The sequence below is a fragment of the Clostridium sp. FS41 genome (assembly GCF_000954015.1).
Lineage (GTDB): Bacteria > Bacillota > Clostridia > Lachnospirales > Lachnospiraceae > Enterocloster > Enterocloster citroniae.
Window position 1 is genome coordinate 139636 of record NZ_JYHN01000046.1, and the last position, 15778, is coordinate 155413.

The window sequence follows — 15778 nt, forward strand, 5'->3', positions numbered from 1 at the left end:
CTGTTTTTTAATCCAGAATTGAATGCAACAATCCTTCAACTTGTTGAAACCTGTGGAAACCCATGATATATTACTATTATGTCTATCCTCAGTGGACAAATGATTTTAATTGCATTAAAAGGAGAGCAAACCATGCCTGTATTTGATTTCACCAGCGCTCCGGACCAGACAGAACGTTCCGGATGCACCTATACCATATTCCAGTCCAACGAGTCCCTGGTCTCGCCTGACCGGCCCATTGTGATACTGGACAATCACAGAAGAAAGTGGCGCCACCATTCCTGTGGGGTTTTTGCCAATCCCAATAAACAGACCACCTTTGAATTTAAGGAAGAGGACGGAACCCACAGCGCCGATATCCTTCAGATTGACGCCCGCTTTGTCAGCCTCCTTCAATGGCTGGGGGAAAACCACATCAATGTGCGCCTGTCCGGCGAGAACCGGGATGAGGGGTATGCGGTTTACAAAATACGTGAAACTGCCTCCGGAGGCGGAACCAAGCTATCGGCTGAAGATGGTTTTCTCCAGTTTATGATCGACCGGCTGCTGGCAAGCAGCGCGCCTGCAGATGAGCACGAGGATGATGACCTGGATGAGACAGGGGATGATATGAGGCTTACCAGCCTGCAGAGCATCACGGACTTTATGACCTGCGCGGGCAGGACCATGCCTGACAATATCCGGCTGTGGGCCAGAAGGAATCTTGCGGTCGCCCGCTCCCATGAAGTCTCCCCCGAGGAACGGCGTCATGCCCAGCGCGCCCTTTCCATTATGATGAATATACAGTGGAAGAACAATTACTTTGAGGCCATCGACCCGCAGGAAGCGCGCCGGATCCTGGACGAAGAGCTTTATGGAATGGAGCGTGTAAAACAAAGGATCATTGAAACCATCATACAGATCAACCGCACCCATACCCTTCCCGCATACGGCCTTTTGCTGGTGGGACCGGCCGGAACCGGGAAATCCCAGATCGCCTATGCGGTGGCCCGTATCCTGAAGCTTCCGTGGACCACCCTGGACATGAGTTCCATCAACGATCCTGAGCAGCTGACCGGCAGTTCCCGGATCTACGCAAACGCAAAGCCCGGGATCATCATGGAAGCCTTCTCCATGGCCGGGGAATCCAGCCTGGTCTTTATCATCAATGAACTGGATAAGGCAGCCGCAGGAAAGGGCAACGGCAACCCCGCGGATGTGCTTTTAACCCTTCTTGATAACCTGGGCTTTACGGATAATTACATAGAGTGTATGATCCCCACAGTGGGCGTATATCCCATTGCCACGGCCAACGACAAGGCGCAGATCAGCGCGCCCCTGATGTCACGTTTTGCGGTCATTGATATTCCGGACTATACCCGGGAGGAAAAGAAGATCATATTCTCACAGTACGCCCTTCCAAAAGTCCTAAAGCGGATGAGCATGAACGCAAACGAATGCATTGTGACAGAGGAGTCCCTTTGCGCTGTCATTGAAAAATACAGCAACACCACCGGGATCCGTGATCTGGAGCAGGCCGCGGAGCATATAGCCGCCAACGCCCTTTACCAGATCGAGGTGAACCATGTCTCTCAGGTTACCTTTAGCGCTGAGATGGTGAGGAAGCTGCTTGAGTAAAGAGATTTATATCAATTATCGAACCATCAAACACAAAGCCGGTATGGTCACCATGGACAACAATGTGGACGAAACCACACATTTTGCCGCAAACACCGCATCACACTTATACTTGGCTGCCAGGATAGCCGTGACACTGGCAGCCGGCATTCCGGCCAATACCACGGATACCCCTGTCACCACCGGCTCCACATGGAATGCCAGACAGAACAGATAGATCAGGCAGGGGATGAATGCCAGGCGGATCAGGGAATAATATAGGGTGACGCGGTTCCACAGGGACTTAAAGCTCACCCCTGCCAGAATGCTTCCGATAAACAGCATGGACAGGGCAGTGTTGGCCGAGGCCAGTGTTTTTACAGTCTGCTCTGCCACGGACGGGAGCCTGATGCCTGAGATCATCAGGACCAGCCCCAGGCCCACAGCCAGAATGCAGGGATGTGTCGTCACCTTTTTTACAAGTGTCTTTTTATCCGGCGCCTCGGTAAAATAGGTAAGTCCGGCCGACCACATGAATATCCGTTGGGGGATCAGGTATATGGATGCATAGAGAAGGCCCAGGGGGCCGAAAATGCTCTCCGCTATGGGATTGCCCAGGATTCCCGCATTGGAACATATGGTGGCGTACTGAAGAACCTTTTTGCGCCTTTCGCCCATGTGGGGATAGAGAATAAAACTCAGGATATAGGAGCCGACCTGGATCCCCAGGGCAACAATAAGAATGATCAGGCAATTGACCAGGATCTCATGATCAAACTCGATCTCAAAGGAACGAACGATGCTGCACGGCAGGGTCACATAGACCACCAGATCCGTCAGCAGTTCCTGGCTCTGTTCCTTTATAACACCCTTCTTTTTGAGTAAAAGACCTAATATCATGATACTGAACAGCATTCCCTGAATCTCAAATAACCCTGTGAAGTCCATCTCTTTTCCCCGCCTGCCCTCTGCTTAGTCCGGCATTCATAAGTGCCTAAACTGATTATAACGGCTGTTGGCCGGACTGTAAAGCGGATGCCGCATATTCCAAGCTCAGCACACAAAACGATCTTCCGGGCTTTCTCTTCCGCTAAAGCCCGGAACACCGCATGATTCAAGCTTTTATACAATCTTCTGATCACAGGATATCAGTCTTTTAACCGCCTCGTCAATGATCCCCATCTCATCCGCAGTGAGCTCCCAATCAAAGGTAGAGCAGTTCTCCCATGCCTGCTGCGGGTCCCTGACTCCGCAGATTGCCGTGGACACATAGCTCTTTTGGGTGCTCCAGTTAATGGCGATCTGCGCCAGCGGTTTCTGCCGGGCCAGGGCAATCTGGTCCAGAACCGTTAAGAGTTCCATGATCCTGGAAAACTTTGGATCCCTGAAATAGTCGTAAAATGTATATCTAAAGTCATTTTCCTCCCAGTCAGGCAGCTCACGGACAGCTCCTGTAAGAATCCCGGCTCCCAGGGAACCATAGGTCATGGTGCCGATCCCCTGTTCCTCACACCACATGAGCAGATTCTTCTGGCTCTCCTCCACCATGCTGTACGGGGGCTGGAGAAAATCGATCCGGACCACCTTTTGGGCCGCTTCTATCAGCTCCCTGTTAAAATTAGAAACACCCACATAACGGATCTTACCGCTCTTTTTCAGATCATCCAATGCCCTCATTGTCTCCTCCACAGGCGTTCCCGGATCCGGCCAGTGCATGATATAGATATCTATATGATCTGTCTTGAGACGCCTTAAGGAATCATCACACTCCCTGATGGCATTTTCATAGGAGCCGTTGTTGATGATCGCCCCGTTCTCATCATTGCTGATGCTGAATTTTGTTGCAAGAAACACCTTGTCACGGTAGCCGTCCTCCAGGGCTTTTCCCACCACCTCCTCGGAGTGTCCGTTGCCGTAAACAGGGGCCGTATCCACCAGATTCACACCTTCATCGATCATAGCCCGTATGGCTTTGATGGAATCCTTCTCATTCACATCCCCCCACTTTTGCCCTCCGATCGCCCAGGTTCCCACTGCCAGTGCCGACAGATCGATCCCCGCATTTTTTACATGTTTATATCTCATAGTCCTTTCTCTCCTTTCCCCTGTCTCATTCCTGCAGTGTCTCTCCAATATCCCTGATCGCCTGGTGGAATTCCTTTGACTCCGTTACGATACAGATGGGCTTTCTGAAATCAACCGCATACATTCCAATGTAGCTTTTAGCATCAATGATTATGCTCCCGTCATCCGAATGGATCCCCACCGGCTCCGGACACACGGTGGCCAGCCGCTGGATCTGCTGGATCTCATCAATGGTCCTTAACAGTTTCCTGGTTATCATAAAACCGCCTTTCCGCTGACTGCTTTTCCCAAAACGTCACATTCCAGGTCTTCCCCTGTCCTGCTTTGAACAAAGGCCATATATTCCCTGTACTTTTCCTCATATCGCTCCCGGACCGCGGGTACGGGTTCGTACACATCCCTGATCCTAAGCATATGGACGGATGCCTCCCTGATCCCCGGATACAGCCCGGTCTTCACAGCTGCCAGAACTGCTGCTCCCAAGGAAGATACTTCTATATTCTCCATGCGCTCAACCCGGCAGCCCCATACATCCGCCCGCAGCTGCATCCATTTCCCGGAACGGGCAGCGCCTCCGCCCACACATACCTTGGATACATCCTCCTTTTTTATCTTCCTGCACCCCTCCAGGATCCGTCTGGCTTCAAAAGTAAGGGATTCGATCATGGCCTCAAACAGTTCCTCCCTGGTCTTGGTCAGACCCAGCCCATGTAATCCACCCTGATTACCTGAAAAGTTGGGGTCGAACAGCAGCGTCCCCCTTCCATCAAACATGGCCCTGTCCCACATCCTGTCATAGGATTGCTGCGAACAGTCCCCGATGATCTCCCTCATAAACCATTCCAGAACAGCGCCTGATGTGGGAAATGCACCCAGGCATACACTGGTATCCTCAAGCGGCCCGCAATAAGAAAATATCTGTTCCTCCAGCATTTCCTCGCCTGCGTTTACATATCCCCGGGCAATGAATCCCAGGTGGTCGTAGGTTCCCGTAATATCCCCAACCACGCCTTCATCGGTCAATCCTGCCCGCACACCGTACATCCCGCAGTCACAGTCATGGCTGCCTATGATAACAGGCAGGGTAAAAGGCAATATCACCTCCCCGTATCTGTCTATGTGGCCGATCATATCCGTGGACGGTACCACCTCTCCCAGCTGCCCGGCCCGGATCCCCAGAAAAGACAGTATGGGTTTGGACCACTCCCTGTTCTTACTGTCATACAGCATCTTCCTGCATGCCATGGTATAGTCATTCAGGGGTTCCAATCCCAGGCACTGATTCACCCACTGCTGGTTTGTGTAAAAATGAGCCGCTTTCTCAAACAGATCCTTCCTGTACTTCTTAAACCACAAGATCTTAGGCCCGGTACAGAAGGGGACGCAGGTACTTCCTGTGATTCTGATAAATTCCTCGTCCGTAAAGCGCCTGGGAAAGTCCTCCGCGGCTTCCCGCGCTCCCCTTACATCAAAAGCAAGTATGATATTGGTCAGCGGTTCCCCATTGCTGTCAACCAGCATCAGGTTATCCCCAAAATAGGAGAAGGTAATACCGTGAAGCTCCACCGCCTCCATATCACTTATCACTTCCTTTACACACTGTTCAGAGGCATGCCACAGTTCCCTGGGATTGATCTCCGTATAGCCGTCCTCCGGGGATATCATCCTGTATCTTCGCGAACGGGAATACAGGATCTGCCCGTCCCGGACATCCACCACATTGACATGAACATTGGAAGTGCCAAAATCCACCACTAATATTGAATCCCGCTTCATCCTATCCCCCTTTCATTTATCCTTTCGTCTTTCTCCTAATTTACCACGTGCATCCATTCACCGGTTTCAAAATAATGCCGCAGGGTATGCTCCATGATATCAAAGGTCAGTTCATCCGAATTGGAAGCTGTTCCCGCAATGTGGGGCGTCAGGGTCACGTTATCCATCTTAAGATAAGGGCTGTCCGGTCCCAAAGGTTCCTCATGGAATACGTCCAGGGCCGCCCCGCCGATCCTGTGATTTTTAAGTGCGTCAATCAGGCATTCCTCGTCCACCAGTCCGGCCCTGGCCGAATTGATCAAAAATGCATGGGGTTTCATTAGCCCAAACTGTTCCCCGCCGATCATATTCTTTGTCTCCGGCGTAAGGCGGTAATGAATGGAGATCACATCCGACCGGCTGCACAGCTCGTTCAGGCCCACAGGCTCGTATCCGTCCTCCTGTATCTTATCCTCCGGGGTATAGGGATCGTATACAAGGATATTAGCGCCGAAGCTTGCCATCATCCCGGCAACCCTTGTACCAATGGTCCCATAGCCCACCAGCCCTATGTTCCGTTTTCCCAGGGTGGTGGCATACTCGGAATTATAATACCGGTTCTCCCATACCCCTTTCATCATATTGGCATGGGCCCTGGCAATATTCTTTGTCTCTGCACATATCATGCCCACTGTAAATTCAGACACTACCACTGCCAGCCTTCCCGGAGCATTGCTTACCTTCACACCCTTTCGGGAAGCTGCCTTAAGGTCTACATTTTCCACCCCGCTGCGCAGGATACAGATCGTTTCCAAATTCTCAGCCTTCTCAATGGCCACTGTACTGACAGGCGAAAAATGGCTGATAACAATATGCGCGTCACGCATTTTCTCCACCATCTCCACGTTCACAGGAAGAGCATCCGGCCCCTTTGTCTCAAAGGTCAGGAAACGGTTCATGAATTCATCTTTTGATATATCATGGGCGTCCTGCACCACATCCAGCTCCACATCATATTCCTTTAGAAAATCGTATTTTCCCACTGCCGCCTCATTCATGGAAAAATCCTGAATGATAAGAACCTTTTTCTTGTCCATATTGTCTGTCTCCTTTAACCTATGGCTTTACCGTTTATGTCTGATAACCGCAACAAATCCCACTGCAAAGATCAATACCGCGCCCTGAATAATGTCCTTCAGGAAAAAAGACGCCCCCACCATGGTCAGTCCGTTGGATATGACCGCCAGCAGGATGGAACCCAGGATCGTGCCCAGTATGTTAAATACCCCAGGCCGCAGGAAAGTGGCCCCCAGCATACAAGTGCTCATGGCCGGCAGGAAGTTGGAATCTCCCATGGATGGAGTGACATTGCTCAGCATGGACGCCTGGATGATTCCGGCAAAGCCCGCAAACATGGAGCACACCACAAAGGCGATCCTGCGGTTCCGTCTTATATTGATCCCAACATGCTGGGAGGCAACCGGGTTCGCTCCCACCGCATAAATATAACGCCCTGTCTTTGTCTTTTCCATGAACACAAAGGCAATGACCGTGCAAAGAGCCAGCAGGACAACTGAAACCGGTATGATCCCCAGTATGAACCCCTGCCCCAGCACAGAGAACCCCGATGGCCAGCTGGTGGAATAATACTGTCCCCCTCCGGTAAGAAATTTGCAGATTCCTACCATCAGGGTGGACACTCCAAAGGTGGCCACAAACGCCTGCATCCCGATATTGATCACTATGTATGAGTTAAACAGGCCGATACAGGCCACCGCGATCATGGTGAGCAGGAATGCTATGTAAAAGTTAGGAATGAGTTCCACCATGACCTTAGCAATGGCACAGGCCCCCACGGTTGCCTCCGCCCCTATGGCAAAGTCAAAATCCCCGGTTGACTGGACAATGGTAAGCCCGATCCCCATGATGCCGATAATGGAAGCCGCCCTGAAAATATCCAGGATATTGGTCACCTTTAGAAAGCTTGGGGATGCGATTGCAAACATGATGGAAACCAGAATTGTTGCGATCAGAAGAAAGTATTTTCCCATCACTTCCAGCATCACGGCTTTTTCAAAAGAGTTTGCGGATGTTTTCTTTTTATGCTCCATTATTATTTCCTCCCGATGTTCTGAATGCTGCCTCTAATATCTTCTGCCTGTCAAACTGTTCCCTTGTAAATTCCTCCACAATATTGCCAAAGGCAAATACATATACCCTGTTGCACACGCTGAAGAGCTCGTCTATCTCCGATGTAATGAAGATCACGCCCTTCTGATGCTCCTCCGCCAGATTCCTGGCTTTCAGATATACGTCATGCTTTGCGCCCAGATCAAGGCCGTTTGTAGGCTCATCTAAAATGATCAATGAACAGTTCTCCACGGCAATGGAGCGTCCGATTATGATCTTTTGTATATTGCCGCCGCTGAGCTGGCTTATGATCTGCTCCTTGCTGGAATAGCGCACGCCGTTGGCTTCCAGTACGCTGCCGGAGAAATCATATGCCTCTTTGTCCCTGACAATCCCGAACCGGTTGGAGAACTGGTTGAGGAAGAGGATCTCTATATTTTCAATCAGGCTGTATGTCCTGAACATGCCGTGGGCCCTGGCCTCCGGAGTCATGATAAGCCCCTTCCTTATCATCCCGTGGGTTGTGATATCCCCCACCAGTTCGCCGTTCAGCCTTACACTCCCCTCATCCATTGGACTGATGCCAAATATGGCATTGGCGCACTCCGTTCTCCCGGACCCCACCAGCCCGTAAAATCCCACCACTTCACCTGCGTCAACATGAAATCCCAGATGATGCTTCTCCCCATCATACGTGCAGTCCCCTACCTCCAGTATCACAGACGCATCCTCAGGCTTTTCCCTGATCTTAATAGGCTCCACATTTCCATTCTTCAGCATGGCGCAGATACAGTCTTCCCTGGTGGTCTCCTCCTTACCTGCGGTCATCACCTTAACTCCCTCTGTAAACACAGTGATCCTGTCCGCCACCTGGAACACCTCATCCAGCTTATGAGATATAAATATAATGGAAATATCCATGGATTTTTTAATCTTTGTGATAAAATCCAGAAAAGGAGTTATCTCCCTTTCCCCCAGGGATGCAGTGGGTTCGTCCAGGATCAGCAGCTTTGGCTTGGTGGAAAATGCCCTCACAATTTCAATGGACTGCTGTACGCCTGCGCTGAGGCGCCCCACCGGAATATCCAGTGGGATCTCGATCCCCAGTTCATCCCTGATCTGATAGGCGGTATCCCTGATCCTCTTTTCGTCCAGGATCACTCCCATCTTCGTCAATTCGTTTCCCAGCATGATATTCTGCGCACCGGTAAGATGAGGGATCAGGTTTCGTTCCTGATATACCATGTTGATACCGGCTGCCATTGCTTCCGTGGTGGTTTTATAGCACACCTTATTACCCATGAAAATAATATCTCCGCGGTCCGGCTGGTACAGTCCTGTCAGCAATTTGCATAATGTGCTTTTTCCGGCGCCGTTCTCCCCGATGATCGCATGTATTTCCTGCCTGTGTACGTCAAAGCTCACGTTATTGGTTGCAATTGTGCCGGGAAACGCTTTATAAAGTTCTCTTGTCTCCAATACAATCTCCGTATCGCCGCCCAAAGTGTTTCCTCCTTTTTTATAATGCCGGGAGAAATCCTCCCGGCATATGCCTGTCCGATCCGGTCCGCCTATTTATCCGCTATCATATAGATTCCCGGTCCGTCATTCCAGTTGTACCATGCTTCCTGATCATCAGGATCCCCGCCGTAAAAATCAAATACAGAGTGAATGCTCTGGTTCGGCGCCGGCACGTGGTCCTGGTCAATGATCTTACCGCTGGAATAAATAGTCTCTCCGTAAGCGCTGATGCTGCATCCGTTGTCCCCCGGGGTCAGTCCCTGTATCTGGAGTTCATCCACAAGCTCGCAGATTTTATGGCAGTACAGTTCTGTTGGCTGCGCATACGAATACTTAAAGTTGCCGCCCTTGCGCATGTGTGACCATGTCTCGGATCCGCCGTCCACGCCAATGATGGCCACATCAGTCCCGCCGATGGCCTGGGCCGCTGCTTCATCCGCAGTCACAGCCGCTCCGTCATAGCTGGTGATCAGGATATCCAAGTCTGTCCCATATTTTTCTATAAACCGTTTTGTATAGTTATAGGCCTGCTGTCCCATGGATTCACTGCCGGAAGGATTCAAGGACTCCTCTCCCAAAAGCTTCATGCCGGGATACTGGTCGTAGATGGCTTTAATGGGATCCGTCCTTTCAACATGTACCTGCAGGGACGGAGCTGCGATGACGGCATAGTTGGCATTCCACAGATATTTTTCACCCATATAGTACGCAAACTCCGCTGCCGCCACGCCATTGGGCTGGCAGGAGTTGGCAACCACCCCCGGTACAAGCTGGTTGTCCACATTGTAGACGCCGATCCCATTTTGCCGCGCCTGGAGGATCAGATCCGCAATGCCCACGATCTCCATGTTGTAAATAACGATCGCGTCCACGTCCTGGGTGATGAGGGTCTGCATTCCCGTGCGCGCTTCTTCAGGCTTTTGCTGGCTGAAATAGACTTCGGTCAGCTCCCATCCCCTGTGGGGAGCTTCAATCCGGATCTGGTTATAAGAACGCGTACAGGATTCCGCTTCCAGATTGGAATACAGATACCCCACCTTCAGCGGCCTGTCCCGGGCCACCTTTAAAGGCGGGAATTCCTGCTGAACTGCAGACGTATCCCCTGTATCCCCGCTTTCAGCTTCCGCTGCCCCGGCCTCTGCCGTGGTGTCCGCCGCTGCCGCACTCTCCGATGGCTTTGCTGTCTCCTGGGTCCCTGTTCCCACGGACGGCGTAGTGGTACACCCTGCCAGCATTACTGCGCTCATAGCCATTGCCAATACTCTTAACCGATTTTTTTTCATATGTTCCTTCCCCTTTCTCCTTGTGTTAACGATCAATGGTTTTTGTCCCAAACAGTTTTATATGTTCCATTACCTGCTGCTTTCCCGTCTCTATGGCCGCCTCATATAAAGGACCGGTTATGGTCTTGGGCGGCAGCGCCTTGGCTGTCTCCGCAATCCGGTCAGCCACTGCAATGGACAAGTTGGTAAATGCATTGATTTTATTCATACCGTTGCTGACCGCCGCGTGGAAGTCTTCCACGGAAAGTCCTGATCCGCCATGCATGACCAGAGGAATATCAATGAGGGACCGTATCCTGGCCAGGCGTTCAAAGTCCATTTTGGGCGCCTTTTTATATACCCCGTGTACGGTACCGATGGAGACAGCCAGGGCATCCACCCCTGTAAGCGCTACAAACTCCGCTGCATCCTCAGGCTCCGTATAAAGGGACACTGCGTTCTCCCCCTCCAGGCTCTCATTCCTTCCCACGGAACCAATCTCCCCTTCCACCTCCACATTGCAGGCATGGGCCATTTCCACCACCTTTTTAGTCAGAGCCACGTTCTCCTCAAAGGACAGGGCGGAACCATCGATCATGATGGATGTGCACCCCCTCCTGATCGCCAGGGCACATGCCTCAAAGCTTGCTCCATGGTCAAAATGCAGGCATACCGGAACATGGGTCCTGCTGATCCGGTCAACCAGATACGGATAGAAATTGTCATAATCCACAGGCGCCGGAAAATCCCCCACCATGAGGATCACAGGCGTCCTTGTCTCCTCTGCCGCCAGGAGAATGGATTCCGCGAACAGATGATCTGTGGCGTCAAAGGCCCCTACCGCATACCTCCCTTCAATTGAGTCCCTTAATACCTCCTTCAAACCTACCAATGACATACTTTTTATCTCCTTCCTTTTTCATTTCTTAGGTTAAAACGCAAAAAAGCCAACACGAAAAAATTCGTGTTGGCAATCATGACCAAACATTCTATGTTAGCAAAAACCATCCGTAAGTTTTTACTGTCTTATGACATATGGTATCATACAAAGTTCTTATCGTCAAGATATTTTTAATCAATTTACTTATCTTTATCATATAATACAAATATTATGCTTACAGCATATTGTTTACACAAAATTTCAGTAGGGTATTGTAATTTCAATCAGCGCGCCGCTCCTGTTTCCACAGCAAAAGCCGCCCTCAAATTCCTCCACTACAATGGACTGCATGATGGTCATCCCGATCCCCTTGCTTTTCCAGGGTTCAAACCCCTCAGGAAATCCGGGTCCATTGTCATGGTAAATAAAAGAATAGCTCTCCCCGCAGCGCTTCAATGACAGCCGGATCGCAAGCCGTTTATCTTCCCTGGCTGCATGTTTGACCCCATTGCTGATCAGTTCATTGACCAGAAGCGCCAGGGAGGTGGCCCGGTTGTGGGGAATGATGCAACGTTCGATCTCTGTTTGTATATCCGCTTCCCCTGCATAAAAATCCCGTATGGCCCGAATGATCACATCCACTCCTATGATGCTGTCCGTCTCCTCCTCTCTGGACAGCATATCGTGGATGGACGCGATGCTCTTTACCTGTTTTACCAAAGTGTCCCATGTGTCCGAAATATGTTCCGCCTTAACATACTCCCCGTTTTGGAACAGACGGTATTTCTGTAACTCCATCAGGGAAATGATCATCTGCAGGTTATTTTTAATGCGGTGATGGCTCTCCTGTATCAGAACAGATCTGCCCTTGAGACGGAATGACTCAATGGCAAAGGCCAGTTCATTGGCAATCGCGGACAGATAATCCTTATCCGCCTGCGTATAGGCATAGTCATCATCAAAATACACCTGCAAAAGCCCAAGATAATTGTCCCCGAACTTGACCGGTATACATACCATGGTGTGTATCATGGAAATGTTCATCCGGTTTTCCAACAGATCTCCCAGGTGTACATCCAGATAATTGGTATAAAAAAGCTCTTCTGTGGAAGATATCTGCCTCACCACATCCCTTTTGATCAGAGGGAGTTCATCTCCGTGGAAGTCAAGCCCGGATATGAAACGTACCCTTGCTGAATTCCTGTCCGACACGTACACAATGCTGTTGGCAGCCTTCAGGCTTCTGCTCACCTGGCGCATGAAAAATTTCAGTACATTCTCACTGTCGCTGTCCTGGGACAAAAGCTTGACCCCTGATACGATGGTATTGACAAAGTCCTGCTGCCCGCCTCCATCCCCGGAATCCAAGAGGGAAGCCATGGTCTGTCCGCCCAGCATAAGATAATAAGTTTTCTGTGGTGTGGCCAGCACCTCCTCTTTTGTAAATGTACCAAGGTTTTTGCCTGACCGCAGAACCGATACCGAATCACCGATCTTCAGCATATCCTCCCACTTGCTGGTAAGATATAGAACCGTGGTCCCGCTGTTCTTAAGATTTGTAAATAAAGTGTTGGCCCACATCAGATTGCGGTAAGACAGGTTACCCGCCAGTTCATGCACCACCAGAAGCTTTGGACGCTCCGCATAGCAGCGCAGGACCTCCACCATTTTCTTTTGCTCCGCTGTCAGATGATCCACCCTCATATCAGGTATGGCGCAATCCGTCTCCTTCATGAGATATCCGAATCGTCTCTGTATCTTCTTTCTGGTCATGAACCCGTATTCATGCGATGCCATGAATATATTATCCATCACCGTAAAGCCAGGGAACAGATAGGTATCCATGGTGATATACTGGACCTCCTTATTTCTCAGGCCAATGGCATTCTTCCCATCCACCTGAAAATGCCCGGATCTGTAAAGGGCAGTTCCGTACATGATATGGACCAGTTCATCCAGAGCAGAAATGCTGGTGCATAAAACCACGTGGATCTCAGGCTTTTCGATTGTCAGGTCAAAGCCCCGTACCCTCGTTCCCCTCTGTCCTCCATATAATTGCCTGATCTCTATCAATGCCACAAATATCCTTCCTTTCCCGCCCCCTATCGCAGTATGATCCTGTCTTTCTCAATCAGCTCTTTTGCGATCACCACCAACTTTTTATTCTTATCTCTGCTGAGCTTCTGCAGCCTGGCCATGGCCTCCCCCTCCTTCAGTCCAAACGAGTCCATAAGGATGCCCTTGGCCCTCTCAATATATTTTCTGTCGGACAGATCTGATTTTAACTTTTCCGTTTCCCTTCTGAGTATCCGCCGTTCCTCAAAACGGGCCATAGCCACTTCAATGGATGCCTTCAGTTGTTTCTCATCCACAGGCTTGATCAGGTAACCTAACGCGCCTGCTTCCTTTGCGCTTTCCACAAATGCTTCCGTAAAATGCCCTGTTATGAATATACAGGCCGTCTCATACACCTTAGACACCTGATTAAACAGCGTGATCCCATCCATTCCCGGCATGTTGATGTCCAGCAAAAGCAGATCCGGCCTTAATTCCAATATCTCATCCAGCGCCCTGTCCCCCTTGACCGCGCTGCCAGCCACATGATACCCCAACCGCTGCAGAATCATCTTAAAATTCATCAGTATGATGGATTCATCCTCCGCAATATAGACATTTAAACAACTATCTTCCTTCACAATACCTGCTCCCTTCGCCAATAAAAAGACTGATTATCCCACCTGTTATATGCACAATAACGAAATTATAACAAATTGCATTTACTTCACTTATCTTTAACATAATTTTACGTTTTATATATGGTAAAGTCAAGTAAATTACCGGAAATTACCCGGTAAAAGGAGAGTTTGCGATGAAGATATACGATTACAAGGGCAAGAAAAACCTATGCGGCAAACGGGTCCGGGAAGCCCGCTTAAGACAGCGTCTGTCACAATACGCCCTTGCCGCAAAGCTGCAGACAGAGGGTATACTCATGGAGCAGGACAGCATCAGCCGCATTGAGATAGGAACCCGTTTTGTGGCGGACTACGAAGTAAAGGTGATTGCAAAAATCCTGAATGTGCCCGTGCAGTGGCTGTTGGAGGAAGAATAAAAGGAGAAGTATTTCTCAAAAAAAGAATTGACATTCTGATTTATTTACTATATATTAAGGTCATAATATGGAATTGGGAAGCAGCTTATGGATGGCCCTTCCCGGATAAAGAGGTTACGATTTGCCTTTATACGCTATCAGTGCGTATAAGGGCTTTTTTATTATAAAAATTCAAAGGAGGTAACAAGAATGAATACCGGGAAAACACTTGTCATAACAGGACCTTACGAGGTGGATATCAAAGAATATCCAGTGCCAAAAGCCGCTGACGATGGGCTGGTCATACAGGTGGAGGCTGCCCTGATCTGCGGCTCGGACGGGCATTTTATCAAAGTAAAGCCTGATGCCCCGTTCTGTGACGGGCATGAATTTGCAGGAAAGATCGTCAGCATGGGAAAAGACGCCAACCGTTTTATCCACTGCTATGGCGGGGATCTTAAGCTGGGGGACAGGATTGCCGTATATCCCCATATCACCTGCGGGAAATGCCCAAGCTGCATGTCCCATGGCGCCGGCATATGCGGTGTGTGTGATGACGACTTCATCTACGGCGGTCCTTCTCCCCACCAGAATGCCCCCGGTGTACCCAACACCAATCCGGATCTGTATCCTCATTTTAAAGGAGGATTCGGAGATTATGTGTATATTTATCCTGAAACCTTTGTGTGGAAGATACCGGATGATATGCCGGGCGAGATTGCAGCCCTCATGGACCCTGTTGCCGTGGCCATGCGGGCCATTGAGATGGCCATGACTGAAAGCGGAACCTTACAGGAAGGTATCTCAACCAAAACCCACGCCCTTGTGATCGGAGCCGGCCCGATTGGGATCATCGCAGCCATGATCCTGCGCCACATGGGTGTTGAACAGCTTGTCATCACGGACATGATTGACTCCAAGCTTGAAAAAGCCCGGGAACTGGCACGCGTTGACAGGGCTGTCAACCTGTCGGGAATGACGGACCAGGAATGCATTCAGGCCGTCATCCAGGCCACAGACGGCGGCGCGGACCTGGTCCTCCAATGCGCCAACCACTGGAGCGCGACCCTGCAGGGACTTAAGATGGTAAAAAAACTGGGCACCTACATAGAGGTGGGACTCCCCATGAGTATGCTGAATACCCATGAAGTCACAGTATCCCTTCCCCAGCTGATCTTTGAAAGCAATGCACGGATATGCGGCCTGATCGCAAACTCTCCCTCTACCTTTGACAGTGCATTCCGCCTTTTAAAGAAACACAGGGAGATCCCCTTTGGAGAACTCATCACCCACCGTTTTGACAAGCTGGAGGACTATCTGTATACCATACGGAAAATGCCTGAGGAGGGATACCTGAAGGGGGCGTATATTCCCAAAAAATAAACATTGATTTATCCCTGTCTGCAAATATAACCGGTATCCCCATCAGGATACCGGTTATCACTTATGGCCATTATT

Annotated in this window: 14 protein-coding genes; 3 read left to right on the top strand and 11 right to left on the bottom strand. The window is 50.1% G+C overall.

Annotated features, from left to right (window positions below):
• Window positions 1-132: 132 nt before the first annotated feature.
• Window positions 133-1617 carry an AAA family ATPase gene (locus CLFS41_RS07515; protein ID WP_045091911.1) on the top strand — a complete coding sequence of 495 codons (1485 nt, stop codon included), beginning with the start codon at window positions 133-135 and terminating at the stop codon, window positions 1615-1617.
• A 15-nt stretch (window positions 1618-1632) separates the two neighbouring features.
• Here the strand turns inward: CLFS41_RS07515 and CLFS41_RS07520 are convergent, their stop codons facing one another.
• The 11 genes from CLFS41_RS07520 to CLFS41_RS07570 form a co-directional block, all read right to left on the bottom strand.
• Entirely contained in the window at window positions 1633-2544 is a 912-nt protein-coding gene (locus CLFS41_RS07520; protein ID WP_045091912.1) for an AEC family transporter, read from the bottom strand.
• Window positions 2545-2718: 174 nt separating this feature from the next.
• Window positions 2719-3681 carry an aldo/keto reductase gene (locus tag CLFS41_RS07525; RefSeq protein ID WP_045091913.1) on the bottom strand — a complete coding sequence of 321 codons (963 nt, stop codon included), beginning with the start codon at window positions 3679-3681 and terminating at the stop codon, window positions 2719-2721.
• A 25-nt stretch (window positions 3682-3706) separates the two neighbouring features.
• Window positions 3707-3940 carry a hypothetical protein gene (locus CLFS41_RS07530; RefSeq protein ID WP_045091914.1) on the bottom strand — a complete coding sequence of 78 codons (234 nt, stop codon included), beginning with the start codon at window positions 3938-3940 and terminating at the stop codon, window positions 3707-3709.
• Window positions 3937-5457, bottom strand: coding sequence for an FGGY-family carbohydrate kinase (locus tag CLFS41_RS07535; RefSeq protein WP_045091915.1), 1521 nt, complete (start codon window positions 5455-5457; stop codon window positions 3937-3939). Before CLFS41_RS07535 ends, CLFS41_RS07530 begins: the two co-directional genes overlap by 4 nt.
• Window positions 5458-5492: 35 nt before the next feature.
• Window positions 5493-6533: a 2-hydroxyacid dehydrogenase gene (locus CLFS41_RS07540; RefSeq protein ID WP_045091916.1), complete on the bottom strand. Its 1041-nt coding sequence runs from the start codon at window positions 6531-6533 to the stop codon at window positions 5493-5495.
• Between the two features lie 27 nt (window positions 6534-6560).
• Entirely contained in the window at window positions 6561-7547 is a 987-nt protein-coding gene (locus CLFS41_RS07545; RefSeq protein ID WP_045091917.1) for an ABC transporter permease, read from the bottom strand.
• A complete protein-coding gene (locus CLFS41_RS07550) occupies window positions 7537-9069 on the bottom strand; it encodes a sugar ABC transporter ATP-binding protein (protein ID WP_045091918.1) in 1533 nt (510 codons plus the stop codon). The genes CLFS41_RS07545 and CLFS41_RS07550 overlap by 11 nt, the downstream gene beginning before the upstream one ends.
• Before the next feature lie 68 nt (window positions 9070-9137).
• On the bottom strand, window positions 9138-10370 hold the full coding sequence (locus CLFS41_RS07555; protein WP_045091919.1) for a substrate-binding domain-containing protein: 1233 nt from the start codon (window positions 10368-10370) through the stop codon (window positions 9138-9140).
• 25 nt (window positions 10371-10395) lie between these two features.
• Window positions 10396-11247 carry a class II fructose-bisphosphate aldolase gene (locus CLFS41_RS07560; RefSeq protein ID WP_045091920.1) on the bottom strand — a complete coding sequence of 284 codons (852 nt, stop codon included), beginning with the start codon at window positions 11245-11247 and terminating at the stop codon, window positions 10396-10398.
• Window positions 11248-11490: 243 nt separating this feature from the next.
• Complete coding sequence (locus CLFS41_RS07565; RefSeq protein ID WP_045091921.1) at window positions 11491-13308, bottom strand: histidine kinase dimerization/phosphoacceptor domain -containing protein; 1818 nt, start codon at window positions 13306-13308, stop codon at window positions 11491-11493.
• Window positions 13309-13331: 23 nt separating this feature from the next.
• Window positions 13332-13925, bottom strand: coding sequence for a response regulator (locus CLFS41_RS07570; protein WP_045091922.1), 594 nt, complete (start codon window positions 13923-13925; stop codon window positions 13332-13334).
• Between the two features lie 173 nt (window positions 13926-14098).
• Here CLFS41_RS07570 and CLFS41_RS07575 point away from each other — a divergent pair, with 173 nt between their 5' ends.
• Together CLFS41_RS07575 and CLFS41_RS07580 are read left to right on the top strand one after the other, a co-directional pair.
• Complete coding sequence (locus CLFS41_RS07575) at window positions 14099-14341, top strand: helix-turn-helix transcriptional regulator (RefSeq protein ID WP_045091923.1); 243 nt, start codon at window positions 14099-14101, stop codon at window positions 14339-14341.
• Window positions 14342-14530: 189 nt separating this feature from the next.
• Window positions 14531-15703, top strand: coding sequence for a zinc-binding dehydrogenase (locus CLFS41_RS07580; RefSeq protein ID WP_045091924.1), 1173 nt, complete (start codon window positions 14531-14533; stop codon window positions 15701-15703).
• Window positions 15704-15778 lie beyond the last annotated feature (75 nt).